The 26,023-nt window shown below is 37.1% G+C and carries 30 protein-coding genes; 17 read left to right on the forward strand and 13 right to left on the reverse strand.

All coding sequences use genetic code 11. From position 1 onward, the window contains the following. Nucleotides 1–61 precede the first annotated feature (61 nt). From DM800_RS18150 to pepA, 4 genes are all read left to right on the forward strand, one after another. Nucleotides 62–568 (forward strand): NUDIX hydrolase, encoded by a 507-nt coding sequence (locus tag DM800_RS18150; protein ID WP_147787308.1) that lies wholly within the window; start codon nucleotides 62–64, stop codon nucleotides 566–568. Continuing rightward, nucleotides 565–882: a YuiB family protein gene (locus tag DM800_RS18155; RefSeq protein WP_000027007.1), complete on the forward strand. Its 318-nt coding sequence runs from the start codon at nucleotides 565–567 to the stop codon at nucleotides 880–882. Before DM800_RS18150 ends, DM800_RS18155 begins: the two co-directional genes overlap by 4 nt. A gap of 86 nt (nucleotides 883–968) precedes the next feature. Continuing rightward, nucleotides 969–1,595 (forward strand): 3D domain-containing protein, encoded by a 627-nt coding sequence (locus DM800_RS18160; RefSeq protein ID WP_000920109.1) that lies wholly within the window; start codon nucleotides 969–971, stop codon nucleotides 1,593–1,595. A 146-nt stretch (nucleotides 1,596–1,741) separates the two neighbouring features. Continuing rightward, complete coding sequence (gene pepA / locus DM800_RS18165; RefSeq protein WP_147787309.1) at nucleotides 1,742–3,226, forward strand: cytosol aminopeptidase; 1,485 nt, start codon at nucleotides 1,742–1,744, stop codon at nucleotides 3,224–3,226. 130 nt (nucleotides 3,227–3,356) lie between these two features. On the opposite strand, the gene cdaS is transcribed toward pepA, so the two are convergent. After that, complete coding sequence (cdaS, locus tag DM800_RS18170; protein ID WP_070169194.1) at nucleotides 3,357–3,962, reverse strand: sporulation-specific diadenylate cyclase CdaS; 606 nt, start codon at nucleotides 3,960–3,962, stop codon at nucleotides 3,357–3,359. Nucleotides 3,963–4,105: 143 nt separating this feature from the next. Here cdaS and DM800_RS18175 point away from each other — a divergent pair, with 143 nt between their 5' ends. Both DM800_RS18175 and galU read left to right on the forward strand, forming a co-directional pair. After that, entirely contained in the window at nucleotides 4,106–5,830 is a 1,725-nt protein-coding gene (locus DM800_RS18175) for a phospho-sugar mutase (RefSeq protein WP_087986045.1), read from the forward strand. A gap of 108 nt (nucleotides 5,831–5,938) precedes the next feature. Beyond that, nucleotides 5,939–6,826, forward strand: coding sequence for a UTP--glucose-1-phosphate uridylyltransferase GalU (galU, locus tag DM800_RS18180; protein WP_087986056.1), 888 nt, complete (start codon nucleotides 5,939–5,941; stop codon nucleotides 6,824–6,826). Nucleotides 6,827–6,871: 45 nt separating this feature from the next. Here galU and DM800_RS18185 read toward each other — a convergent pair whose 3' ends face one another. Next, nucleotides 6,872–7,465 carry a biotin transporter BioY gene (locus DM800_RS18185; RefSeq protein ID WP_001252151.1) on the reverse strand — a complete coding sequence of 198 codons (594 nt, stop codon included), beginning with the start codon at nucleotides 7,463–7,465 and terminating at the stop codon, nucleotides 6,872–6,874. A 50-nt stretch (nucleotides 7,466–7,515) separates the two neighbouring features. Then, on the reverse strand, nucleotides 7,516–8,259 hold the full coding sequence (locus DM800_RS18190) for a DUF3298 and DUF4163 domain-containing protein (protein ID WP_087986046.1): 744 nt from the start codon (nucleotides 8,257–8,259) through the stop codon (nucleotides 7,516–7,518). A gap of 95 nt (nucleotides 8,260–8,354) precedes the next feature. Here DM800_RS18190 and DM800_RS18195 point away from each other — a divergent pair, with 95 nt between their 5' ends. After that, nucleotides 8,355–8,738 (forward strand): hotdog fold thioesterase, encoded by a 384-nt coding sequence (locus DM800_RS18195; protein ID WP_000520763.1) that lies wholly within the window; start codon nucleotides 8,355–8,357, stop codon nucleotides 8,736–8,738. Nucleotides 8,739–8,774: 36 nt separating this feature from the next. Here DM800_RS18195 and DM800_RS18200 read toward each other — a convergent pair whose 3' ends face one another. Together DM800_RS18200 and DM800_RS18205 are read right to left on the reverse strand one after the other, a co-directional pair. After that, nucleotides 8,775–10,151: a glycine--tRNA ligase gene (locus DM800_RS18200; protein WP_000287155.1), complete on the reverse strand. Its 1,377-nt coding sequence runs from the start codon at nucleotides 10,149–10,151 to the stop codon at nucleotides 8,775–8,777. A 347-nt stretch (nucleotides 10,152–10,498) separates the two neighbouring features. Next, nucleotides 10,499–11,212: a DNA alkylation repair protein gene (locus DM800_RS18205; RefSeq protein ID WP_088608528.1), complete on the reverse strand. Its 714-nt coding sequence runs from the start codon at nucleotides 11,210–11,212 to the stop codon at nucleotides 10,499–10,501. A 118-nt stretch (nucleotides 11,213–11,330) separates the two neighbouring features. On the opposite strand from DM800_RS18205, the gene DM800_RS18210 reads away from it, so the two are divergent. Beyond that, nucleotides 11,331–11,798 carry a hypothetical protein gene (locus DM800_RS18210; RefSeq protein WP_000390066.1) on the forward strand — a complete coding sequence of 156 codons (468 nt, stop codon included), beginning with the start codon at nucleotides 11,331–11,333 and terminating at the stop codon, nucleotides 11,796–11,798. Between the two features lie 75 nt (nucleotides 11,799–11,873). On the opposite strand, the gene DM800_RS18215 is transcribed toward DM800_RS18210, so the two are convergent. Beyond that, nucleotides 11,874–13,199: an ArsB/NhaD family transporter gene (locus tag DM800_RS18215; protein WP_137011545.1), complete on the reverse strand. Its 1,326-nt coding sequence runs from the start codon at nucleotides 13,197–13,199 to the stop codon at nucleotides 11,874–11,876. 290 nt (nucleotides 13,200–13,489) lie between these two features. Here DM800_RS18215 and kapD point away from each other — a divergent pair, with 290 nt between their 5' ends. After that, the gene (gene kapD, locus DM800_RS18220) at nucleotides 13,490–14,113 is read left to right on the forward strand and encodes a 3'-5' exonuclease KapD (protein ID WP_000344365.1); all 624 of its coding nucleotides are present in this window, start codon (nucleotides 13,490–13,492) and stop codon (nucleotides 14,111–14,113) included. Nucleotides 14,114–14,154: 41 nt separating this feature from the next. Here kapD and kapB read toward each other — a convergent pair whose 3' ends face one another. Next, nucleotides 14,155–14,538, reverse strand: coding sequence for a kinase-associated lipoprotein KapB (kapB, locus tag DM800_RS18225; RefSeq protein WP_001209345.1), 384 nt, complete (start codon nucleotides 14,536–14,538; stop codon nucleotides 14,155–14,157). Nucleotides 14,539–14,703: 165 nt separating this feature from the next. Here kapB and DM800_RS29260 point away from each other — a divergent pair, with 165 nt between their 5' ends. Further along, a complete protein-coding gene (locus DM800_RS29260) occupies nucleotides 14,704–14,880 on the forward strand; it encodes a hypothetical protein (RefSeq protein ID WP_179955686.1) in 177 nt (58 codons plus the stop codon). 68 nt (nucleotides 14,881–14,948) lie between these two features. Continuing rightward, nucleotides 14,949–15,488: a superoxide dismutase [Cu-Zn] gene (sodC, locus tag DM800_RS18230; RefSeq protein WP_000746533.1), complete on the forward strand. Its 540-nt coding sequence runs from the start codon at nucleotides 14,949–14,951 to the stop codon at nucleotides 15,486–15,488. A gap of 84 nt (nucleotides 15,489–15,572) precedes the next feature. Here the strand turns inward: sodC and DM800_RS18235 are convergent, their stop codons facing one another. Beyond that, complete coding sequence (locus DM800_RS18235; RefSeq protein ID WP_087986051.1) at nucleotides 15,573–16,727, reverse strand: MalY/PatB family protein; 1,155 nt, start codon at nucleotides 16,725–16,727, stop codon at nucleotides 15,573–15,575. Between the two features lie 116 nt (nucleotides 16,728–16,843). On the opposite strand from DM800_RS18235, the gene DM800_RS18240 reads away from it, so the two are divergent. Beyond that, nucleotides 16,844–17,095 carry a YugE family protein gene (locus DM800_RS18240; protein WP_000537643.1) on the forward strand — a complete coding sequence of 84 codons (252 nt, stop codon included), beginning with the start codon at nucleotides 16,844–16,846 and terminating at the stop codon, nucleotides 17,093–17,095. A 29-nt stretch (nucleotides 17,096–17,124) separates the two neighbouring features. Here the strand turns inward: DM800_RS18240 and DM800_RS18245 are convergent, their stop codons facing one another. Beyond that, nucleotides 17,125–17,964 carry an alpha/beta fold hydrolase gene (locus DM800_RS18245; protein ID WP_001015207.1) on the reverse strand — a complete coding sequence of 280 codons (840 nt, stop codon included), beginning with the start codon at nucleotides 17,962–17,964 and terminating at the stop codon, nucleotides 17,125–17,127. 109 nt (nucleotides 17,965–18,073) lie between these two features. Beyond that, the gene (locus DM800_RS18250) at nucleotides 18,074–19,066 is read right to left on the reverse strand and encodes a 2-hydroxyacid dehydrogenase (protein ID WP_147787310.1); all 993 of its coding nucleotides are present in this window, start codon (nucleotides 19,064–19,066) and stop codon (nucleotides 18,074–18,076) included. 118 nt (nucleotides 19,067–19,184) lie between these two features. Between DM800_RS18250 and DM800_RS18255 the strand changes: the two genes are divergently transcribed. From DM800_RS18255 to yugI, 3 genes are all read left to right on the forward strand, one after another. Beyond that, entirely contained in the window at nucleotides 19,185–19,682 is a 498-nt protein-coding gene (locus DM800_RS18255; RefSeq protein ID WP_000255701.1) for an Lrp/AsnC family transcriptional regulator, read from the forward strand. Continuing rightward, the gene (locus tag DM800_RS18260) at nucleotides 19,679–20,869 is read left to right on the forward strand and encodes an aminotransferase (RefSeq protein WP_147787311.1); all 1,191 of its coding nucleotides are present in this window, start codon (nucleotides 19,679–19,681) and stop codon (nucleotides 20,867–20,869) included. Before DM800_RS18255 ends, DM800_RS18260 begins: the two co-directional genes overlap by 4 nt. 251 nt (nucleotides 20,870–21,120) lie before the next feature. Then, entirely contained in the window at nucleotides 21,121–21,465 is a 345-nt protein-coding gene (yugI, locus tag DM800_RS18265; protein WP_000003769.1) for a S1 domain-containing post-transcriptional regulator GSP13, read from the forward strand. A 112-nt stretch (nucleotides 21,466–21,577) separates the two neighbouring features. On the opposite strand, the gene DM800_RS18270 is transcribed toward yugI, so the two are convergent. Further along, nucleotides 21,578–21,811: a DUF378 domain-containing protein gene (locus DM800_RS18270; protein WP_048542215.1), complete on the reverse strand. Its 234-nt coding sequence runs from the start codon at nucleotides 21,809–21,811 to the stop codon at nucleotides 21,578–21,580. A gap of 274 nt (nucleotides 21,812–22,085) precedes the next feature. Between DM800_RS18270 and DM800_RS18280 the strand changes: the two genes are divergently transcribed. Both DM800_RS18280 and DM800_RS18285 read left to right on the forward strand, forming a co-directional pair. Beyond that, a complete protein-coding gene (locus DM800_RS18280; RefSeq protein WP_048542213.1) occupies nucleotides 22,086–23,438 on the forward strand; it encodes a glucose-6-phosphate isomerase in 1,353 nt (450 codons plus the stop codon). Nucleotides 23,439–23,545: 107 nt separating this feature from the next. Beyond that, a complete protein-coding gene (locus DM800_RS18285; protein WP_137014476.1) occupies nucleotides 23,546–23,959 on the forward strand; it encodes a YugN-like family protein in 414 nt (137 codons plus the stop codon). On the opposite strand, the gene DM800_RS18290 is transcribed toward DM800_RS18285, so the two are convergent. Together DM800_RS18290 and DM800_RS18295 are read right to left on the reverse strand one after the other, a co-directional pair. Next, entirely contained in the window at nucleotides 23,946–24,941 is a 996-nt protein-coding gene (locus DM800_RS18290; protein WP_087986054.1) for a potassium channel family protein, read from the reverse strand. The two genes, DM800_RS18285 and DM800_RS18290, sit on opposite strands and share 14 nt — an antisense overlap. Before the next feature lie 94 nt (nucleotides 24,942–25,035). Beyond that, nucleotides 25,036–25,716 carry an MgtC/SapB family protein gene (locus DM800_RS18295; protein ID WP_000384160.1) on the reverse strand — a complete coding sequence of 227 codons (681 nt, stop codon included), beginning with the start codon at nucleotides 25,714–25,716 and terminating at the stop codon, nucleotides 25,036–25,038. Nucleotides 25,717–26,023 lie beyond the last annotated feature (307 nt).

Raw genomic sequence — 26,023 nt, forward strand, 5'->3', positions numbered from 1 at the left:
GTATAATATATAAAAAAAGAAAGAATATTCTGTCCGTTCTGATAGAGGAGGGTATTACATCATGGAGAAGCGAGGGAAAGTATGGCTAGCTGTTGGTGGCTTAGTAGCTACAAAAGATGGCAGGTGGCTGTTCGTTAAGAAAAAATATAGTGGATTAAAGGGGAAATGGTCTTTGCCGGCTGGTTTTGTAAATGAAGGTGAGACGGTTGATGAAGCTGTGAAACGTGAAGTGTTAGAAGAGACAGGTATCGTCGCTCATGTGAAGGGGATCATTGGTGTTCGATCGGGCGTGATTCGCAATGAGATTAGTGATAATATGATTATTTTCCTTTTGGAGCCTGAAGGAGAAAACATTATTGTACAGGAGAAGGAATTGTCTGAAGTAGCATTTTTACATCCAGATACGATTGCGAACGATCCAAATACGTCTCTACTTATCAAATATTTGTTTGAAGGAAGATCAGAACTACATCTTGAGATGAACAAAACATTAGATCCAGGAGAGCAATTTGGTTATACAGCCTATCATGTATTTACGGCGCATGCGAAGGAGAGGGAGAAAGAGTGAGTATACCAGTACTACTTATTTCAATGATGTTATTTTTTATTTTGTTTTTTGGAATTGGATTTTTACTCAACATGATATTGCGAGCAACATGGGTAATGGTTATTGTGTATCCGATTGTTTGTATACTTATTATTAATAAGGCGAGTGTGTGGGATTATTTTTCAAAGCCGAAAGAAACATTCTCTTCATTTGGGACAAGTGTATCGCATTTAGGGCAGGCAGATGTGTTTATTCTATCTACTGGATTAGTAGGTGCTGCTTTAGCCGGAATTGTCATTAAGAAACTTCGGAAAAGCGGATATCAAATGTTTTAATCTCCAATTCATTTGGGGATTATTTTTTTGCATATTCCTTCATCGTATAGGGAATGATTAACGATGAAGGAGTGTGGAATATAAAAATGTTAAAACGATATTGTATTCGCATTATGATGACTTGTTTACTTGTATCCGCATTATGCGTAACATGGAATGCTTTCACAGGAGTTTCTTTATTAGAGATTGTAAAGAAATATGAGGGAACGAGTGCAAAAGAAGTACATGCAGCAGAAGTTAAGAGAAATGTTGCTCCGAGTAAAGAAGTGATAAATGCTTTAGAGCAGGCAAACGACTGGTCTAAATATCGTTCAATTGAAATGACTGCAACAGGTTATACGTCGGGAATTGAGTCAACTGGTAAGAGACCGGGACATCCGGAGTATGGTATTACATATTCAGGAGTTAAGGTGAAAAGGGATTTATATTCCACAATCGCTGCGGACTTACGCGTATTCCCAATTGGAACGATTCTATTCGTACCAGGTTATGGGTACGGTGTAGTAGCTGATAAGGGCGGTGCAATAAAAGGAAACCGTCTTGATCTGTATTATGATACGGTGAAAGATGTTTATAGCCAATGGGGTAAGAAAAAAGTGAATGTGTATGTAGTGAAAGTTGGAAATGGTAAGTTTTCAGAAGAAGAGTTAACGATGTTAAATCAAGATGAAACGATGCAAGTGTTTCGTGGTCAATATTTAAAACAAAGATAGTCTAGTGGTAATTACGCTAGACTTTTTTATTTTATAAATAGAAGAAATATGGATTATATAGGATGTAACAGAAGTTAGAATTGTCGCATTTTATCGAAAATAAAGTTATAATAAAGGCAGAGTAGAGAAATTTAGGGGGTCTGAACATGTTTCAAGTACAAAAAGAATTAGCAAGCCATGAAGCGGTAATCGTTGCCTTATTTGAAGAAGAGAAAACGAGTAGTTTTGTACAAGAACTGGACAAAGCGTTTGAAGGACAACTACAAGTTTTATTAGAAGAGAAAGAACTTTCTACGAAGAAGAAAGTTATTTCAAAAGTACATAGTTTAGGAAAAACAAATGTGAAACGTTATTATTTCGTTGGTTTAGGTAAGAAAGAGTCTTACACGACAGAAACGTTGCGTGCTGCTCTTGGTAAGGCGTTTAAAACGTTACAAGCAGCAAAAGTACAAGATGCAGCAATCTTGCTTGATTCTTTCGTAACAGAGAAATTAGATGCGATTGATGTAGCTCATATTGCAGCAGAAGTACAAGGTCTTGGTACATATGAGTTACAAACGTATAAATCAGATAAAAAGGATCGTGTGGAACTAGAGAAGTTCACGGCTATTACAGCAGAAGATGCACAAGAAATTGAAGCTGCATTAACAGTTGGCTACGTACATGGACGTGCAACAAATTCAGCTCGTACACTTGTAAATATGCCGCCAAACGTATTAACAGCAACAAAGCTTGCTGAGTATGCTGTTGAGTTAGCGGAAAAGTATGATATGGATTATAAAATTCTTGAGAAAGAAGAGATGGAAGATCTTGGTATGGGTGCGTTACTTGCAGTAAACCAAGGTAGTACAGAGCCACCAAAAATGATTGCTCTTATTTATAAAGGAAAAGAAGAGTGGACAGATGTCATTGGATTCGTTGGAAAAGGGATTACATACGATACAGGTGGTTATTCTTTAAAACCACGTGAAGGCATGGTCGGTATGAAAGGTGATATGGGCGGTGCTGCGTCTGTATTAGGTGCGATGGAAATTATCGGTGAACTTCGCCCAGAGCAAAATGTGATCGCTGTTATTCCATCAACTGATAACGTTGTAAGTGGTACAGCATTTAAGCCAGACGATGTAATCACATCTATGAGCGGAAAAACAATTGAAGTATTAAATACAGATGCAGAAGGTCGCCTAGCGTTAGCTGACGGTATTACGTATGCGAAAAAACTAGGTGCAAACTATCTTATTGATGTTGCGACATTAACAGGTGGTGTAATTGTTGCACTTGGAAATCAGACGACAGGCGCAATGACAAACAATGAAGAGTTGTTTGAGCAAGTGCTAGAGGCGTCTATGGAAACAGATGAATCAATTTGGCAATTACCGATTTTTGATCGTGATAAAGAACGCGTTCGAAACAGTAAGTTTGCCGATTTAAATAACTCACCAGGCCGCGAAGGACATGCGGTTATGGCAGGTACATTCTTAGGTGAATTTGCTGAAGATACACCTTGGGTACACTTAGACATCGCTGGAACATCTGAAACGTCAGGAGCGCATGATTTAGGGCCAGCTGGAGCAACAGGTGCAATGGTACGTACACTTGCAACACTTGTTGAACGTTTCGGAGAAGAGTAAGATCCATAAGAGAAGGCTGTTCCAATATTTTGGAACAGCCTTTTTTATTGGTATGATTATTGTCATTTTTTTTCGTTAAGTCGATATAATTTCATTTCCTATTGTACTGTTCTATAGGAAAAGATGGATCCTATAAAGAAATCGTATATAACGTTCCATTTAAAGCGAATGAAGTGCGACCTGTTTCTTCAGAGACAACTAAAATAAGTGCGTCGCTTTTTTCTGATAAGCCAATCGCAGCTCTGTGACGTGTTCCTAGTTCAGGATCAACTTCTGTGCTTTTCGTTAACGGAAGAATATTGGCAGCTGAAACAATATGATCATTTTTAACGAGAACGGCTCCGTCATGAAGAGGGTTACCTGGATAGAAAATGGATTCAAGTAACGGTGAGGTTAAATGAGCATGTAATGTTGTTCCAGTTTGAATGAGAGAGTCAAGTGGTTCGTTTCTTTCCACAACAATAAGAGCCCCGTGTTTTCGGGCGCTTAAATGTTGGACAGTTGCTGTAATAGAATGTGAACTTTCCGTATAAGGTGATAAATACGCTTGAATATAGTATGTAGCTGCCAATGTTTGTACGTTTGCTAACATATGATGAATATCTTCCATTTTGCACAAAATACATTCATCTTCTTTATCAATTGCTTGTCTCATAATTGATAATTCTTTCTCAGCAATTTCAATCATTTGCTTTGTTTGTATTTTGAGCTCTTCTGACAAGCCCCATTCTTGCATAATCCTCATTCCCTTTAGTGGAGTATTTAACCATAGTGTATACAAATATTCCTAGTAAAATCCTGTTAGATTGTAAAAAATATTGAGATACAGGTTGTTTTTTTCATATAATAAAGGTATGACAAGCGAGAGGAGATAGAAATATGAACTGGAAACAAGAATTTAGTCGCTGGCTTTCCTATGCAGAGTTAGACGCAGAACTAAAAGAACAGTTAGAAAACATGAAGCAAGATGAGAAGAAAATTGAGGACAGCTTTTATAAAAATCTAGAATTCGGCACAGGTGGTATGCGTGGTGAACTTGGTGCTGGTACGAACCGTTTGAACGTATATACAGTTCGTAAAGCAACACAAGGATTAGCGAAGTTTATTGAAAAATTAGGTGAAGAAGCGAAAAAACGCGGTGTTGTTGTAGCGTACGATTCTCGTCATAAATCACCTGAATTTGCAATGGAAGTAGCTGCTACACTTGGTGCACACGGTATCACAACATATGTGTTTGAAAGCTTACGTCCAACGCCAGTGCTTTCTTTCGCAGTTCGTCATTTACATACAGTAAGTGGAATCGTTCTTACGGCAAGCCATAATCCGCCGGAATATAACGGTTATAAAGTATATGGTGAAGATGGTGGGCAGTTGCCTCCAAAAGAAGCTGATGAGTTAATTAGCTATGTAAATGCAGTAGAGGATGAGTTAACAGTTGAGGTTGCTAATGTGGAGCAATTAAAAGCTGACGGTTTATTACATATTGTTGGACAAGAAGTAGATGATGCATATGCAACAGAATTGAACAATGTCATCATTAATAAAGAAATGGTACAAAATGTTGGAAAAGACTTAAAAATCGTCTTTACACCATTACATGGAACATCAAATATTTCTGTGCGCCGTGGTTTAGAAGAAGTTGGATTTACAGATGTAACAGTTGTAAAAGAGCAAGAGTTACCAGATCCGAACTTCTCTACAGTAAAATCACCGAACCCAGAAGAGCATGCAGCGTTTGAGTATGCAATTCGTGACGGTGAGAAGGTAGGAGCAGATGTGTTAATCGCAACGGATCCTGACGCAGACCGTCTAGGCGTTGCAGTTCGTAATCACGATGGTGAGTTCCAAGTATTAACGGGTAACCAAACAGGTGCATTAATGCTTGATTACTTATTATCTCAAAAGAAAGAAAACGGAACGCTTCCAGAGAACGGTGTTGTATTAAAAACAATCGTAACGTCTGAAATTGGCCGTACAATCGCGAAAGCATACGGTTTAGATACAGTTGATACGTTAACTGGATTTAAATTTATCGGTGAGAAAATTAAACAGTATGAAGAAAGCGGACAATACGAATTCCAATTCGGTTATGAGGAAAGCTATGGTTATTTAATCCGTCCATTCTGTCGTGATAAAGATGCAGTACAATCTGTTCTATTTGCATGTGAAGTAGCTGCATACTACAAATCACAAGGTAAAACGTTATACGATGGTTTATTAGAAGTATTTGAGAAGTACGGTTTCTTCCGTGAAGATCTTGTATCGTTAACGTTAAAAGGAAAAGATGGAGCGGAACAAATTCAAGAAATGATGGCAACATTCCGTGAAAATCCTCCGAAAGAAGTAGCGGGCTTAACAGTTGTAGCTGTTGAAGACTATAAAGCGAGCATCGTTACATCTTTACAAGATGGACATAAAGAAGAGATTCACTTACCGAAATCAAATGTGTTAAAATATCAATTAGAAGATGGTTCTTGGTTCTGCCTACGCCCATCTGGAACTGAACCGAAGATTAAGTTCTACTTCGGTGTTCAAGATAATTCTTTACAAAATAGTGAACAAAAGTTACTTACTATTAAAGAAGATATTATGAATCGTTTATAATATAAAGTAATTTTAAGTAGTAAGGAACGAAAGGGAGTGAAACCTCCCTTTTGTTTTATGTAAGGAAATAATCGTTATTGATTCTGACAGAAGAGAGGGTATTTTGTGATGAAAAAAGTAAGAAAAGCCATAATCCCAGCAGCTGGATTAGGAACACGTTTTTTACCAGCTACAAAAGCAATGCCAAAAGAAATGTTACCGATAGTAGATAAACCAACTATCCAATACATTGTAGAAGAAGCAATAAAATCAGGAATCGAAGATATTATTATCGTTACTGGTAAAACGAAGCGCTCTATTGAAGATCATTTTGATAATGCATTTGAGTTAGAGCAAAACTTATTAGAAAAGAAAAAGTATGAGTTACTTGAAAAAGTACAGGCTTCTTCAAAAATGGTAGATATTCACTATATCCGTCAAAAAGAACCAAAAGGATTAGGACACGCTGTTTGGTGTGCACGTAAATTCATTGGTGATGAGCCATTCGCTGTTTTATTAGGTGATGATATCGTTCAAGCTGAAAAACCATGTTTACGTCAATTAATTGAAGAATATGATAAAACGCTTTCTTCTGTTATTGGTGTACAAACGGTTCCAGAAGATGAAACACACCGTTATGGAATTATCGACCCATTAGAGCAGGAAGGACGTCGTTACCAAGTTCGCAATTTCGTTGAGAAACCAGCGGCAGGTACAGCACCTTCAAACTTAGCAATTATGGGACGTTACGTTTTAACACCTGAAATCTTCATGTTCTTAGAACAGCAACATGTTGGTGCTGGTGGTGAAATTCAGTTAACAGATGCAATCCAAAACTTAAACGAAATTCAACGTGTATTTGCTTACGATTTCGAAGGAAAGCGCTACGACGTAGGTGAAAAGTTAGGATTCGTTCAAACGACAATCGAAATGGCTCTGCGACACCCAGAATTACGTGATGACATGGTTCCAATGATGCAGAAAATTTTAGAAGAACACACGAAGCAACAGTCTTAATATAAAAAAGGAGTTATTTCAGTGTACTGAAATAACTCTTTTTTATTATGAAATCGTCGAATGAGAATGCTGATAAGCGGAACGACGTACAGCATAGTATATGCGAGGTGCGATAATAGCACCGATAATGGTAAATGCAATATCTTTTACTGCGAACCACATCATAATCATCCAAGCCGCTTTATAACTCATATTACCACCCATGAAGAAATTGACTGCCCCGTACATATAAGTAGTACCGATAATATACGTTAAAATGATTCCTGTGAAAGAGGCAATTGCAAATGTACTGAATGTTGGTCGTTCTTTTTGTTCTACTAGTTTTCCGGATACGTAAGCAACGATAATAAATGCAATAATAAAACCACCAGTAGGATCTAAAAGCGCTCCGAATCCAGCTTTGAAGTTAGCGAAGATTGGTGCACCAGCTAAGCCAACGAGCATATACACAGTCATTGATAATGCGCCAAGTCTACTTCCAAGAAGAAGCCCTGCTAAAATTGCGAAAAATGGTTGCATAGATAATGGGATACCCGCTACTTGCAGGAATGGTGCCCAAGATACAATATTTGCACCAATGGCCATAAGAGCGACGAACATGGCAGCTAATGCTAAATCTAAAACATGAAATCTCCTCATAATGTTAACCTCCTGTTGTTTTTAGGTTAACATTATCGTAGCGAAAATATTTACTTGTTGTCAATCAAAATATTTTGATAAGAAGGCTTCAAATACTCTCTTAGCAACGTATACGGAATACGAAATTGAGGGATTCCGCTTGAATAAGGAGCAATCTCATATAAAGGGAAATAAATGACGAGATTGTCCGGTTCTAAAAAGAAGTGGAACTTTTTCGTGCTCATGACCTTTTCAGTTGCATCGGGAAAATAAATACTTTCATTTTGTTTAATTTGTCTTACAATCTCAGCACGGATTATTTCTTTATATTTATCTTCTGGTTGAAATAGATCGTCTAAGTGTAGTAACTTTTTTTCTTTTAAATCAAATGTGTTTGCCTTCCACTTATAAAGACCGTGTGCTCCGCCTGTATATTGATAGTAATTCACATATAGGCTGAGCAACGGTGGTTTATTTAGGGAGACTTTATAATCAACATTCGCCACGTACGGATGAAAAGGTGTGCTAGATCCTTCTGTTTCTTTATAATATTTTTTTGCGTCTTTTTCTAATTTTGTTTTAAATTTGTCAGTAGATTTTTTGTAATAGAAATTGAGCTTATTTTGAAATTTAGAATCGGAAAAATTGTGAAACGAAGGTCTGTTAATTTGATATTCTATATAAGGTTTCTTACCTTTTTGTGTTACAGTCTGAACATCGATTGTCAGGTTGGATGCTTTGGCTGCTAGTGCACAATTTGGTACAATAGTCAGCAAGGAGAACATAAGCAGTAATATACAAAATTTCTGTTTCATTTAGGTGAAACCTCCTTATATAAGTGCTATAAGTAGTTTGAAAATAAATAGGTAAAATTATACATTCAATTAAAGTAGGAGAAGGAGGAAACGATATGGGAAAAACTTTAATGGATTCACTTGGAATTGAGTTGTTAGAGATGACAGAAGATAAGGTGGTTGCTACGATGCCTGTTGATGAGCGTACGCATCAGCCGTTTGGTTTTTTACATGGCGGTGCATCTCTTGCATTAGCGGAAACAGTAGCAAGTGTTGGTTCATACAATTTAATTGATCAAGAGAAATGTATTTGTTTCGGTCTAGAAATTAATGCAAATCACATTCGCTCAAAGAAAGATGGGATTGTAACAGCGATCGGAACACCGATACATAGAGGGCATTCAACGATGGTTTGGGATGTACGTATTATTGATGAGAATGATGATTTACTATGTATATCAAGATGTACAGTAGCAATTAAAGAAAAACGTGAAAAGTAAAAAGAGGCGGCTCAATAGAGCGCCTCTTTTTTATAATTAGAACTGGATTTTCTTCTCTAAGAAACCTTTTAGCTCGCTAATTGGCATACGAACTTGTTCCATTGTGTCACGGTCACGTACTGTAACAGCTTTGTCTTCAACTGAGTCGAAGTCGTAAGTGATACAGAATGGTGTACCGATTTCGTCTTGACGACGGTAACGTTTACCGATAGAACCAGTTTCGTCAAAGTCTACCATGAAGTCTTTAGCTAGTTCTGCGAATACTTCAGTAGCACCTTCAGATAGCTTTTTAGATAATGGTAAGATAGCTGCTTTGTATGGTGCTAAAGCAGGGTGGAAACGAAGAACTGTACGAGAATCATTTTCTAATTGCTCTTCTTCATATGCATCACATAAGAATGCTAATGTTACACGGTCAGCACCTAAAGATGGCTCGATGCAGTACGGTACGTAACGCTCATTCGTTTGTGGATCGATATAGTTAAAGTCTTCGTTAGAGTGTTCCATGTGACGTTTTAAATCGAAGTCTGTACGAGATGCTACGCCCCAAAGTTCGCCCCAACCGAATGGGAATCTGAATTCAATATCAGTTGTTGCGTTACTGTAATGAGATAATTCCTCTTCACCGTGGTCACGAAGACGCATGCTTTCTTCAGTCATACCAAGTGAAAGTAACCAGTTCTTACATGTTTCACGCCAGAATGCGAACCACTCTAAATCTTCACCAGGCTTACAGAAGAATTCAAGTTCCATTTGTTCGAATTCACGTGTACGGAATGTGAAGTTACCAGGCGTGATTTCGTTACGGAAGCTCTTACCGATTTGGCCAATACCAAATGGAAGTTTTTTACGCATAGAGCGTTGTACGTTTTTAAAGTTTACGAAAATACCTTGTGCTGTTTCAGGACGAAGGAAGATTTCGTTCGTGCTAGACTCTGTAACACCTTGGAATGTTTTGAACATTAAGTTGAACTGACGGATTTCAGTGAACTCTTCACTACCACAATCAGGACATTTTACTTCATGTTCTTTCATTAGGTCAGCCATTTGGTCGAAAGTAAGACCATCAACAACCATTTCGATGCCTTTTGCATCTAATGCATCTTCAATTAATTTGTCAGCACGGTGACGCGCTTTACATTTTTTACAGTCGATCATTGGATCGTTGAAGTTACCAACGTGACCAGAAGCGATCCAAGTTTTTGGGTTCATTAAAATAGCTGCGTCTAAACCAACGTTGTATGGAGATTCTTGAATGAATTTTTTCCACCAAGCTTTTTTAACGTTATTTTTTAATTCGATTCCAAGTGGACCGTAATCCCAAGTGTTTGCAAGACCACCGTAAATTTCAGAACCAGGGAAAACAAAACCGCGATGTTTCGCTAAGTTTACAACTTGCTCCATTGAATACATAATAAAATCCTCCTTTTGAAAGTTAACGTATTGGCGATGACGTGCTCTGGTACTTGTGAAACGAGCGGTATATGCTTTGAAAAACATAAAAAAAACGCTCATCCCAAGGCTTAATTGCCTAGGGACGAGCGTTTGCCCGCGGTTCCACCCTAGTTGATACACAACAGGTGCATCCACTTTATCACGTATTGCTCGGGACTGCCGTTTCCTTGCGGCATCAGGCTTTCACTATCCCTGAATCGCTTTTTGTGCAAGTACTTATAAGTCCGTCATCGCTACTTATATTAATAATAATGAACATATTCTAACACGTTCTTTTTTAAATCTCAATAGAGGAACGCGTCTATCTATGATAGAGTCTCGCCTATTTTTTCGTTATTTATTCCGTAATTTTGTTTAATGTGCTTAATTGCTTCACGTTTACTAAGGGGAGCAAGCTCGTTATTTTGCACGTATTCCCAAACGACATCGGGCTTCGTTTTTGCATACTCGCGAAGGACCCAGCCAATCGCTTTTTGAATGAAAAATTCTTTTGAAGAATGTAGTTGTCCAATAATCCAGAAAAGAAGTTCTTCGTCCATCTTTTGTTTATATTTTAGCTGGAATAAAATAGCGGCGCGTTGTAACCATATGTTGTCTGATGCAATCCATTTTGGAATATAGGCAGAAATTAATTCCGGATGTTTTAAAAAGATATTTCCTAAAAATGTAGGGACGATGCTATCAACAGAATCCCACCAAGATTTTGTTACAATAAGTTCTTCTAAAAACGGGATATGCGTTTCGTTTATATGCTTTTTATATTTTTGCATAATATCGAGTGCGGCCGCTTGAAATTCACGTTCTGGTAAATCCCAAAGCTCACGTACGATAACTTGGAAATCTTTTTGATCTGGGGGAGTATGTATTTGGATGACGTCTTTCAATAGTTGTCTTCTTTCAGGTGTTTGAATACCGAGAAATGGGAAGTGATTTTTCATATAACGTGCCATCGGTTCTGCTTTTTCAGGATTTTTATGGGCTGTGAAATGCTCTTGTAATGCTTGTACAAATGGATGCATAAGTGCGTTCTCCTCTCTTATTATCTCGCTCCTATTATTATACAGAGAGTTTGGATAAATTTTAAAACATAACTTGTAAAGTAATGAAATATGTTGAGAGTAGAGAGGAGAGGATAAGATGGAAGATCAAGGCGTACTAGCAGGTTTCTTTGCTCTTAGTTTTGCGTTTATTCTTGTTGTATTGATTTGGGCAATTATTGCGTATTTATTAACGGCTTTTGCACTGTATACGATGGCGAAAAATGATGGTGCAACGGATGGTGCTCTTGCGTTTATTCCTTTTTTAAATAGTAAGATATGGGGGGATTTAGCAAAAGACAAATTACCGGATTTCTTAAAAGAAGAAGCAGGATGGAAAGTATTCGGCATATATGTCGCGTGTTTCATTTTTAACTTCGTACCAATTCTATATTTATTAGCAACAGCTGTATCGATTGTGCTGTCTATTTATCTTATCTACGCAATTTTAGATAGATACGGAACGAATTCTATATTGTTTACGATTATTCATACAATCACATTTTCGGTTTTCTTACCGATTCACTTGTTCATTATTCGGAATGAACCGGTAAGGTATAACGAGTAGGGATATTTGAAAAATCATTCATATAATTGTATTGAACAAGAAAAAGGGCTGTCACATGTGACAACCCTTTTTCTACTACATAAGGTAGCGTAAATAAATATAAATATGAGAAATGATTAATGAAACGATCATAATTGGGAAGCCGACTTTAAGGAATTCCATGTAGCTAAATTTATGGCCCTCACGACTTGCGATACCTGCAACAATTACGTTAGCAGAAGCTCCGATTAATGTTCCGTTTCCACCTAGACAAGCACCTAATGCTAATGCCCACCATAATACGTCGATTTGTGCGTCAGAAGGTGATAAACCTAGCCCAACTGCCATATCGTTAATAAGTGGGATCATTGTTGCAACGAATGGAATGTTATCAATTGTCGCAGAGGCGATACCAGATACCCATAAAATAAGGATAGATGCGTAAGAAACATCTCCACCTGTTATTCCAATTACTTTTTGAGCTAACATTTTGATAAGGCCGATATCAATAAGTCCTCCAACAAGTACGAATAGTCCTGCGAAGAAGAAGATTGTTACCCACTCTACACTTGCGAATACCTCTTCAATTTCATGTTCTTTCACACCGATTAGCATAAGTACAGTAGCACCAGTTAAAGCGATGATAGCTGCATCAACATGGAAGATCGAATGAGTCATGAAACCTACGATTGTAAGTCCAAGTACGGTTAAAGATTTTTTCATTAATACTGGATCTTTAATGTATTGTTTTTCATCTAAACTCATTAATTTTTTAATTTGTACAGGATCAGCAATTAATTGTTTACGATACATGAAGTAAAGTATTGTCGCTGTAACAGCAATAATAATGATTACGATAGGTGCTAAGTTGAATAAGAACGCATTGAAATCTAAATGCTTATTTGCAGAACCAATCATAATGTTAGGTGGATCACCAATTAATGTTGCTGTTCCTCCAATGTTTGAAAAAATAATTTCAGAAAGTAAATAAGGAACAGGATTTACTTTCAGTATGCGCGTAATAGATAAAGTAACTGGAACAACAAGAAGTACAGTTGTAACGTTATCTAAAAATGCGGAACCAAGCGCAGTAAGTAAGGAAAGTGAAATTAAAATTTTAATTGGATTTCCTTGCGCCCCTTTTGCTGCTTTAATGGCAACGTATTGGAAGACACCCGATTTACTTGTAATGTTCACCAGAATCATCATACCGATGAGTAGCGTAATCGTGCCCCATTCAATATGTTTCGTAAAGGCGTTGTGTAAATCAACGACCCCCATAATTACCATGAGTGCTGCACCAAGAAGTGCGATGACAGCGCGATTAATTTTTTCTGAAATAATAATGGCATATGTAATTAAAAAGACTGCGATAGCAAAATAATACTGCCAGTTTGCGAGCTCTTGCGTTGTTTCGTGCAAAACTCTCATCTCCTTTCATTCACTTTTCTTAGTGTGTCAAAAAATTAACTAGATGAAACACACATAACGTCATTATAAAGTAGAAAAAAGGGGGATGTAAATGAAAGGGCTTATTTTGTCATATTTTCTGCATCGGTCATTTTTTCTTATTTTTAAAAATATTTGTGGGCATTTGACATATATATAAGATACATCCAATCTGAATATTTAAAATGGAATTAGCATTCGAGCTTGTTCGTGTAGGAGTGTCAAATAGAAAGGAATGACAAAGATGATAAGGAAGGGATCGTATGGATGAACAACGATTTTTATTTTTGGATTTTGAGTTTACGATGCCCCAGCACAGAAAAAAACCAAAAGGATTTTTCCCGGAAATCATTGAAGTAGGACTCGTTTCGGTTGTTGGCTGTAAGGTAGAAGACACGTATTCAGCTCATGTTAGGCCGAAAACTTTTCCTTCTTTAACGGATCGATGTAAGAAATTTTTAGGAATTAAACAAGAAGTCGTAGATAAAGGAATTTCGTTTCCAGAACTCGTTGAAAAACTTGCAGAATATGAAAGGAGATGTAAACCAACCATTGTTACGTGGGGAAATATGGATATGAAAGTGTTGAAGCATAATTGTGAAATGGCAAGAGTAGACTTTCCGTTCTTAGGCCAGTGTCGTGATTTATCACTTGAGTATAAGAAGTTTTTTGGGGAGAGAAATCAAACAGGATTGTGGAAAGCAATTGAGGCATATGGAAAAGCAGGGACGGGTAAGCATCATTGTGCGCTAGATGATGCGATGACGACGTATAATATTTTTAAATTAGTAGAAAAAGATAAAGAGTATTTAGTGAAACCAGCACCTCCAACGTTAGGAGAACTCGTTGATTTTTCAAAAGTGTTAAAGAAAGTGAGTACACAGTAACGACCAAATTGCACAGTATGTAATTTGGTCGTTTTGTTTTTTTAAAGTTTGTAGTCTTTTTTTAACTGCTCTAATGTTTCTAGACTACGAACCGCAAAAGGTGAATCATCTTCAGAAAATGAATTCATTTGAGTTTCCAATGCTAATTTGAGTGACTCTGTATACTCTGGAATTTCTCCTTCATATTTCTTCACCATTTGCTCTGGAATGTTCGTCTGTTCACGGAAAGCTAAAGCACGTCTTTCATGGAAAAATGGTACGTCAGCTTGTTTTACGTTATGTAAGTCACCTTGCACCGGATGTTTTAAAACAGCTAACACTTTTACGACGTAACTGCCAGGACGGCTATTTGTAACTTCGCCGATGTATTTGCCAGTTTTATAAATACCAGTAACGATTTCACCAATTTCAAATGTTTCTCTCATATTTTTCACCTCAAGTTTATAGTAAGGAAAGTGTGCGAAGGAGTCAAAGAAATCATTCGCTTTCGGAATGCCCCCTTGAGAATATGGATAGGTTCCACTATAATTTTATATTATATAACAGAAAATTCTGATGTTTTTTGAATCCTATAATAAGGAGTGTTCCGTATGATGCCTTTATATTTTCCGGAAGATAAAACAGAATATATTATTCCAGGGATTGTTTGCGTTCTATTTATCATTGGTGCCGTTGCTACGTGGCGTATGTTCATTCGTGTATCAAAACGCGAAGCGGAGCGATTACAGAAAGTTGAAGAAAAACTTTTAGCGGAAAGGAAACAGTAACTCATTTTTGTATGTTTCCCTCTATGCTCGGACAATCTAAGGGCAGAATATATTTTGGAGGGAATAGAATGAAAAAACGGCTTTTTTTAAGTTGTTGTTTATTATTTCTGATGGCAGGTTGTGACCAAGGGAAGCCGAAAGAAATTGACGTGAAATTACATAATGCTTCAGGCGATGAAGTGGGGACTGCGAAAGTAGTGCAGCAAACAAGCGGAGTGAAAATTACGATTAAAGGGGAAGGTTTCGCACCAGGCGCGCACGGACTGCATGTACACGAAATTGGTGAGTGTAAAGCACCACGTTTTGAATCATCTGGTAATCATTTTAATCCTGATAATAAAAAGCATGGACTTCTTAATCCGAAGGGTGCAGAAAACGGTGATTTACCGAACGTAATTGCAGACGGTTCTGGAAAGATCAAGGCAGAAATCGATGCGCCGCACATAACGCTTGAAGAAGGGAAAACAACGATTCATAGAAAAGATGGAGCGTCTATTATTATTACAGAAAACGCTGATGATGGTATGACACAACCAACAGGTAAATCAGGTGATCGAATTGCTTGTGGTGTCATTGTAAAAAAAGCGTCGGATATGAAGAAAAAGTAAAAGCTACCGTGCATGGTAGCTTTTTTTGTGAAACGTATTTGAAAAGATATTGATAAAGGAGGTTTTCCCGAATTACCTCCTTTCTTATTCTGAAAACGTATGGCGCAGTCTATTTAAAATTTCTTCTAAAACAGATCTTGGACAGCCGATGTTAATTCGAATATGTTCTTCACCGCCTAATCCGTATTTCTCACCAGGTTCAACGATGATTTTCCCTTTTTCCTCAAGTAATGCAGTGCGTTCATTTTGAGAAAGCTGTAGGCGGGAGCAATCGATCCATAATAAAAAGCTACCTTCTGGTTTCGTTACAGAAAGAGCGGGTATGTGATTTTTAATATATTTACAAGCGAATTGAGCGTTATCTTCTATATATAATCGAATTTCATGTAGCCAATCATTACATTCTGTATAGGCACTTTGCATCGCTGTATAGGCAAATGTATTTAATCCGTGGAAACCTTGTCTATATTGGATAGATATAAAGGTTTGACGGAGTTTTTCGTTTGGAATGATAATAATCGATGCCTGTAATCCAGCGATATTAAATGTTTTACTCGGAGCCATACAAGTAATCGTGCGCGCTGCTAATTCTTCAGATAAGGAAGCGAACGGTGTATGCGTATGATCTCCGTAAATAATATCGGAATGAATTTCATCCGCGACAACGATTACATTATATTTTGTACATAACGTGCCAAGTTGTGTAAGTTCCTCTTTTGACCAAACACGCCCGATTGGATTGTGAGGACTACAAAGAAGCATGAGTTTGACGCCTTGTTGAAATTGCTTTTCTAAATGATCGAAGTCTATCGTATATGTATCATTTTGTTTCTGTAAAGGACTCACGCATAATCGTCTGTTGTTTGTTGTGACCATTTCGAAAAATGGGGGATAAATAGGTGGTTGTACGAGAACGGATTCGTTTTCCTTTGTGAAGGCCTGTATGCTCGCACTAAGAGCTGGAACGATTCCCGCGCTAAAGACAATCCAATCTTTTTGAATATCCCAGTTGTACTGTTTTTTTGTCCAGTTACAAATAATATCTCCAATATTTTCGGGAGGAAGTGTATAGCCGAAAATAGGATGCTCGATACGTTTCTTTAAAGCAGTCTGAATTGGTTGTGGTACTTCAAAATCCATATCAGCAATCCAAGCATGGAGAAGTTCTTCGTTTTTATACGTATCCCATTTCGTACTATGAGTTCCACGTCGATTGACTGTTTTATGAAATAGTTGCATAAGTTTGCCCCCTTCTTCTGTAAACCGTTAAGTTATGAAAGTTCTCTCTCTTCTTATAGAATAGCTGATGTGATAGGATAAAGAAAAGCATTAAAAAGTGAAAAGGCGGGAAGCGAATGGGTACATATGAAAAGATGATAGAGGTTGTGAAGAATTGGGATCCGTTTCAAATGGGACCGGAGTTTTATGAAACAGAAGCGAGCGATGTTGTGAACGTCGTAAGTGTGTTCGACGATCCAAAATACATCGCAAAAAAGATTCAACATATATACTTTATGTCTTTTGAGGAAGTACCTGCGCTTGGAAAATGTGAGAAGTTAGCTGTGGAATTACTTGTAATAAAAGAAGGCGGAAGTTGTTCATTGTAGGCTGTCGGAATTTCCGACAGCCTTTTGTATTATTGTGCAGAAAAAGCGATAATTTCTTCATAAACAAGTTCAGGCTTTTCTTCAGGTAGTAAATGTCCTGTGTTTTCGTAAGAAATAAATTTAGAATTTGGTAAATCTTTGTGTAGCCGATGACCTACATGTACAGGGACGACACGATCTTTTTCACCCCAAATGAGTAGTGTAGGTGTTTCGATTTTTTGTAATTCAGTTGAAGATAAATCACCTTCACGGTCTCTTATCATACGAGTTAAAGCAGGGAATATACGGTTGTCATAAAAAGGAGCGGAGTAACCTTCCTTCATTTCATCGTCAATTAATGAGTGATCATGAACGACATTCATTAAGTTATGAACAATCCCGCGCCGTATAATCCAGTTCTTTACGTATAAATGAAAGAACGGTAAATAAGAAGAGTACAGTAAAGGTAAGGTTGCGCGTGCTAAATAGCTAGAGCTGCATAGTAAAATTGTCTTTGAGATTAATTCAGGGCGTATACGGTTTACATAGAGAGAAATTTGTCCACCCATAGAATGCCCAACTAACACAATATTTGAGAGAGATAAATGTTCAATTAAATCGATAATAACCGTTGCTAAATTATGATAAGAATACTTAAAGAGATGAGACTTATCACTTTTTCCGAACGGTGGCAAATCAAGAGCTAGTACTGTTCCTGCTTTCGATAATAAAGGAATGAGGCGGCGGTAACTGAATGAGGAAGATAAAAAGCCGTGAACGAGTACGAAAGTAGGACGTTCCGTTTTGTTGTCATGTTCATACAATTCGTAATGAATAGTAGTGCCGCGAGTGGAAAAAGTGAAATAAGGACAAGTATATTCGTGATTCATTTTTTGTCACTCCATTGATTTTTGTTCATATCATCTCCAAGGCAGAAAAAAATATGTTAACAAAAAAAGGCAAGATGACGATGTCATCTTGCCTTTTGCTTATTCATCATTATCCACGAACAATATTAGGCGGTGTTTTTCCTTGTAACCCTGCAACTAAATTTTCAGCGGCTGTCATAGCCATTTGCTGCCTAGTTTTTAATGTTGCAGATCCGATGTGTGGTAAAGTCACAACATTTTGTAATGATAAGAGCAGATTATCTTTTTGAATCGGCTCTTGTGTAAAAGTGTCAATGCCTGCTGCAAAGATTTTCTTTTCTGTTAACGCATGTATTAACGCTTCTTCATCTACTGTTTTTCCGCGAGAGGCATTAATGAAGATTGCTGTTTCTTTCATTAATGAAAATTCCTTTTCTCCGATAAGATGATACGTTTCATCTGTTAATGGAGTAAGAAGAACAATAAAATCAGATTGTTTGAGTAACGTCTGTAAATCACAATATGTAGCATCGAATTTTTGTTCAGCTTCTTCTTTACGGCGACGGTTATAATACAGAACATTCATATCAAATCCGAATTTCGCCCGTTTTGCAACGGCTTCTCCAATTCGTCCCATTCCGATAATACCGATTGTACTATGGTGTACATCCAGCCCGAAGTGCTCTTTTCCGATTTCGGCGTTCCATTCACCATTTTTCACGTAGGAGTCGAGTTCGCAGACGCGGCGACCAGCAGATAACATAAGAGCGAAAACAAGGTCCGCTACTGTATCATCTAATACATATGGTGTATTCGTTCCAATGACATTGCGCTTTTCCATCGCTTGTAAATCAAAATTATCGTAACCGACAGAAATGTTGCTCACTACTTTTAAGTTAGGAGCTACATTTAATAATTCTTCATTAATAGCAGATCCGAAATTTAATAAGCCATCTTTATTTTGTATTTTCTCCAATAGGACATCACGAGGTACCTTCTCATTTTGCTCCCATTTTTCATAATCACAGTGTTCTGATAAATAGTTTTCTACAAATGTTGGAACTGGTTCAGCAATATAAACTTTTGGTTTCACGGTTCCATCCCCTTTCGCTTTATCACGCATTTTCCCGCTGATTAAAGTTTCACTTTATTTTGACATAATTCACTAAAAAAATCTTCTTTTCAAACTGGAAGGGGTATTTGTATAATTTAGACACAAACGAAAAGGAAGGATGATTTATATGGTGACAGAAAAAGAATTAGAATTATTAGCTTGTCTTGAAAAAAGTAGTCGATTATCTGTAGATACATTAGCGAAGCTGTTAAATATAGAAGTAGAAGAAGTAAAGAAGATGGTTGAAAAATTAGAAGCGGAAAAGATTATTGTTGATTATGTAACACATATCGATTGGACGAAGGTAAAAGAACATACAGGTTTAACGGCGATGATCGATGTGAAAGTTACGCCAAAGCGCGGCGTTGGGTTCGATGCGGTTGCTGAACAAATTTATCGTTATTCAGAAGTGAAATCTGTGTATTTAATGTCAGGGACATACGATCTTTCTATTACATTAGAAGGAAAGACAATGGGAGAAGTCGCGATGTTTGTTTCTGAGAAATTAGCAACAATTGAATCTGTCGTTTCTACAACAACGCATTTCATTTTGAAAAAGTATAAACATGAGGGAATTATTTACGAAAAAAACGATGATGATAAGCGCATTGTGGTGACACCATGAAGCAATTTGAACTATCTAGAACGGCAGAATCTTTACAACCATCTGGTATTCGAAAGTTTTTCGATTTAGCAGCAAATATGAAAGGTGTTATTTCTCTTGGAGTAGGAGAGCCTGACTTTGTTACACCTTGGAATGTAAGGCAAGCATGCATCCGTTCTTTAGAACAAGGATATACGTCATATACAGCAAATGCAGGATTATTGGAACTGCGCCAAGAAATAGCAAAGTATCTAAAAAAACAATTTGCAGTATCTTATGATCCGAACGATGAAATCATTGTTACAGTTGGAGCGAGTCAGGCGTTAGATGTAGCGATGCGCGCCATTATAAACCCTGATGATGAAGTACTCATTATTGAACCAAGTTTCGTTTCTTATGCACCGCTTGTGACATTAGCTGGAGGAGTTCCGGTTCCTGTGGCAACGACTTTAGAAAACGAGTTTAAAGTACAACCAGAACAAATTGAAGCAGCTATTACAGCGAAAACAAAGGCAGTTTTGCTTTGTTCACCAAATAACCCAACAGGTGCAATGTTAAATAAATCCGAGCTTGAAGAAATAGCAGTGATTGTTGAGAAGTACAATTTAATCGTATTATCTGATGAAATTTATGCAGAGCTTGTATACGACGAAGTATATACAAGTTTCGCGAGTATTAAAAATATGCGCGAGCATACAATTTTAATTTCGGGATTTTCAAAAGGGTTTGCGATGACAGGATGGCGCCTCGGTATGATTGCAGCTCCTGTTCAATTTTCGGAATTAATGCTTAAAATTCATCAATATTCCATGATGTGTGCACCGACAATGTCTCAGTTCGCAGCACTCGAAGCGTTACGCGCGGGGAATGATGAAGTAATTCGGATGAGAGATAGTTATAAGAAACGCCGTAATTTTATGACGACATCGTTTAATGAAATGGGTTTAACGTGTCATGTGCCGGGCGGAGCATTTTATGTCTTTCCTTCTATTTCTTCAACTGGACTATCTTCGGCAGAATTTGCAGAACAGTTATTATTAGAAGAAAAGGTGGCTGTTGTACCTGGAAGTGTATTTGGCGAAAGTGGTGAAGGATTTATTCGTTGCTCGTATGCAACATCGCTTGAACAACTTATGGAAGCAATGAAGAGAATGGAACGGTTTATAGAAAATAAAAAAAGGACAAAACATAATACGTTTTGTCCATAAAAGGGGGGGAATACTAGAAAGCCATGTGTTAGTATTCTATCCCAATATTAGAAAATTATACGTACTCTAGGAAATTTTTCGTTAATTTTGAATGAGTTCTGTCATAGTGGTATAATTTACTAATATAAGGTATGCATATCCTGAGTAGCTTTACTTAGGGTACGTACTAACTAATCGGATATTTAACAATAAATCATCTGCTTTACTATCTACAATTGTAGAGAAAATGGTAACGTATGGGAGTGTTTCATATGTCAGAACAATATACAACTGGAGTGGTTGTAACAGGGAAAGTGACTGGGATTCAAGATTACGGAGCATTTGTAGCGTTAGATGCAGAAACACAAGGGCTTGTGCATATATCTGAAATTACAAATGGATATGTAAAGGATATTCATGACTTTTTAAAAGTCGGCGATACAGTAGAAGTAAAAGTACTTTCAATTGATGAAGAACACAGAAAAATGAGTTTATCGTTAAAAGCGGCGAGAAGAAAACAAGGGCGGATCCTTATACCGAATCCATCTGAGAACGGATTTAATACGCTGCGAGAAAAGCTAACCGAATGGATTGAAGAGTCCGAGTTAACAAAGTAAAAGAGGAGCGCATATGAGCGTTCCTCTTTTACTTTGTCTTATGATATATATTTGCAAATATGATTGCATGCAATCATATTCGTATGTCGGAGGTGAAATAAAGACATACTGACTAGTGGATTTCGTTCGTTTCTGGGTGAGTGCCAAGATTTTCTGATGGTTTAAAGAGTAAACCAAGATTGATAAGCCCAGAAATACCGACGATGCCGTAAATAATACGGGAAAGAGCTGAATTTTGTCCACCGAAAATGGCTGCCACTAAGTCAAACTGGAAGAACCCGATTAGTCCCCAGTTCACGGCGCCAATTACAGTAAAGACTAATGCGATACGTTGCAGAGTACTCATGAAAAAGCCCCCCTTAATTGTGAAGCGTGAACAAGCGATGAGTTAATTAACTCCTTTATAGAATGGTGTAGTTATGTTGTTTTTATACATAAAAAATATAAGAAAAAGGATGTATATACATCTATACCGAAAAATGCGAATTTTTATGCAAAAAATGAACTTTTTCTAAAAAATATATATTGGTTACGTTTACAATGGTTGAATCGCTTGATTTACAACTTCAGTTTCGCTAAAGTGAATACAGAAATACATATACATTATTGGAGGGAAAAAGATGAGTACACATGTAACGTTCGACTATTCTAAAGCGTTATCCTTCATCGGTGAACATGAAATCACTTATTTACGTGATGCAGTGAAAGTAACACATCATGCAATCCACGAAAAAACTGGAGCTGGGAACGATTTCCTTGGGTGGGTAGACCTTCCGCTTCAATATGACAAAGAAGAATTTGCTCGCATTCAAAAATGCGCAGAAAAAATTAAAAATGACTCTGACATTTTACTTGTTGTAGGTATCGGTGGTTCTTACCTAGGAGCACGTGCAGCAATCGAAATGTTAAACCATTCTTTCTACAACACGCTATCTAAAGAACAACGTAAAACTCCACAAGTGCTATTTGTTGGACAAAACATTAGCTCCACTTACATGAAAGATTTAATGGACGTATTAGAAGGTAAAGACTTCTCTATTAACGTTATTTCCAAATCAGGTACAACAACAGAGCCGGCACTAGCATTCCGTATTTTCCGTAAGTTATTAGAAGAAAAGTATGGAAAAGCAGAAGCTCGCAAACGTATTTATGCAACGACAGATAAAGCACGTGGTGCATTAAAAACATTAGCTGATAACGAAGGTTACGAAACATTCGTTATTCCAGATGATGTTGGAGGACGTTTCTCTGTATTAACGCCAGTTGGTTTATTACCAATCGCAGTAAGTGGCTTAAATATTGAAGAGATGATGAAAGGTGCAGCTGCTGGTCATGATGACTTCGGTGCATCAGAACTAGAAGAAAACCCAGCTTACCAATACGCAGTAGTTCGTAACGCTTTATACAATAAAGGAAAAACAATTGAAATGCTTGTTAACTATGAGCCGGCACTTCAATACTTCTCTGAATGGTGGAAACAGTTATTTGGTGAAAGTGAAGGGAAAGATCAAAAAGGTATCTTCCCATCTTCAGCAAACTTCTCAACTGACTTACACTCATTAGGTCAATACGTTCAAGAAGGTCGTCGTGACTTATTCGAAACAGTTCTGAAAGTAGGTAAATCTACACATGAACTAACAATTGAATCAGAAGAAAACGATTTAGATGGATTAAACTACCTTGCTGGTGAAACTGTAGACTTCGTAAACACGAAAGCATACGAAGGTACATTACTTGCACATAGCGATGGTGGCGTACCAAACTTAATCGTAAATATCCCTGAATTAAATGAGTACACATTCGGTTACCTTGTATACTTCTTCGAAAAAGCATGTGCGATGAGCGGCTACTTATTAGGCGTAAATCCATTCGACCAACCAGGAGTAGAAGCATACAAGAAAAACATGTTTGCTTTACTTGGTAAACCAGGATTTGAAAAGTTAAAAGCAGAATTAGAAGAGCGTTTAAAATAATAAAAAGCGACCGGAATCCGGTCGCTTTTTATTGTTTTATCGAAAAGTCCATCGGTATATTCAAACTAGAGTGGGTATGCTAAAGAAAAAGTCTAGGAGGGATGGGCTTGATTCCGATTCAATCAAATTTAGAAGGACGTACATATGCGTTATATAAGTTGGAAGAGATAATGAAGCCACTTGGGTATAACATTGGTGGCAATTGGGATTACGATAAAGGATGCTTTGATTACAAAATCGATGAAGAAGATGGCTATCAATTTTTACGAGTGCCATTTACAGCAGTGAATGGCGAATTAGATGTGCCTGGTGTAATAGTCCGTCTGGAAACGCCGTATATTCTTTCGCACGTATATCAAGACGAACTAGATGATCACGTAAATACTTTAACGGCTGGAACGAGTGGAATGGATCAATTTGCTGAGCCGAAAGATCCAGATGGAGATGTGAAAAGAAAATATATCAATATTGGGAAAGTGCTCATGCAGGAACTAGAAAAACATTTTCTTAATGGTGAATAACAATGAGTATGTCGCTTTCAATGAGAACAAAGGAATGGACTGGATTAATCATATATTGTTCGTCGCGTTTTATACCTAGTAAGAGAATATTTTGCTTTAAAAGAGTATAGCTACAATTTGCAAAAGTTTGTCCAGTGCAGGAAGGATAAAGCTCCATCAGTTGTAATTTGTTATCAGAGATTTCATCGTAAAGTGAGAATAGTACGCCTGAAATGGAAGGGAATAAAAGAGAAGCGGTAAATACGTAGCTCGTTAATTTATTTCCTTCTATAATTTCTGATACACCAGCTCTAGTTGCATTTTGTATTTGTTCAGAAGTAAGAAGTTCGGCGATGCAGTGAATGTTTGGATTGAGACCTTTCGCAGTTAAAATATTTAAAATGGACTGTGTATCTGCTAAGCTTTCATTTTTTTCTTTATCAGCTGTTATTAATATAGTGTGAGCCGTTGTAATGTTAGCTTTTAATAAAGTTTGATCGTGATGCGGGCAACCCTTTATAAATTCTAAATGATGAAATGGTTTTGGAAGTAAAGAAAGTGTTTCATCAATTAAAACGATATCAAGGTTCGGTTGTAAGATGTGCATTTGTTTTACAACATGTTTTGCCCGTTCATTCCAACCCACGATAATCATATGACCGTTAGAGGTAGCGGCTTCTTCTCCTTTAATTTTCATATATTGTTTATTAATCATATCAGTGGCGAACAGAACCATATAATAAGAACAAAAACCGGTTCCAAATAAAATAATACCCATACCGATAAGTTTGCCTATTAGTGTATGCGGGGCAAAGTCACCATAGCCAACGGTGAAAATGGTAACGATTGACCACCAAACTCCATCAAACCATGTGGTGAAGTGTGATGGCTCTAATCTATGTATAAGGAAGCCAGAAAAAGCAGTAAGTAAAACAATAAAGCAAACTAAACGAAAAATAATGGAATCACGAAATGTATCTACTAAATTTGGACGGGATTTCAAACTCTTATTCCTCCTTACTTTGCAGGACTACATTCATTGTTACCATTATAGAAAAAAGAAAAACTCTCTAATTTAAAAGAGAGTTTGTTTTACATTACATACTTTCTAATTCAGTTTGTTGGACACTTTCAAGATGCTGGAGGGCGTAGTAAACATCAGCGGTATGCCTTTTTTGATCGATAGATAATTTCAAATGTAAATAGTGAGAGCCATTCTCCAATGTTTTGAGCTTCATATTCTTAACTTTTATATCCATTTCTTTTATTTCTTCAATTACAATTGGGATATTGTCCATATTTCGCACGACAAGTTTTACTGCGATATCACGTTGACGAAATGATCTCGGTCCTACAAATTTCATTGCTAATGGTATAAGTTCAACGCTAATCATAAGGAAACACATTCCGAAAATCGCTTCGATATAGAATCCAGCCCCAACAGCAATACCAATACCAGAAGCACCCCAAATCATAGCAGCAGTCGTTAGTCCTGCAATGCTATCGTTTCCTCTTCGTAAAATAACACCGGCACCTAAAAAACCGATTCCTGATACAATTTGAGCGGCAAGTCGAAGTGGATCCATATTCATATGATCGGTATGTGGTAAATTGTAAGCCGCTTTAATAGAAACAATCGTCAGGAGGCAACTAATGATAGAAATAACTAAACAAGTTTTTAAACCAAGTGGTTTTCGTTTTAATTCGCGCTCTAAACCGATAGCGAACCCTAAAATAGCCGAGAGACCTAGTTTGATTAATAAATCGGCATAGTCCATATATATTCCTCCTTGTATGATATGGTATATGAATAAAACATTTATTATAGAAAGAAACGCTTTTGATAGAGTGACTTTATATAGAATATATGTAGGAATTATTTATACATGAAAGAGATATTTCGTTTAAGTATATGATATTAACAAAGAAATTAGGGTGATCTAAAAAAAAGTTTATAAAAGGTGTTGTATTTCGATTTTCACCATGATATATTAATAACCGTCGCTGATGCGGAAACGCAGAAAACGACAAAAAAGAAATTGAAAAACTTAGTTGACATCGAAAAACGAAGATGTTAACATAAGG

It is taken from the genome of Bacillus sp. AY18-3, from assembly GCF_008042305.1.
Taxonomy (GTDB): Bacteria; Bacillota; Bacilli; order Bacillales; family Bacillaceae_G; genus Bacillus_A; species Bacillus_A wiedmannii.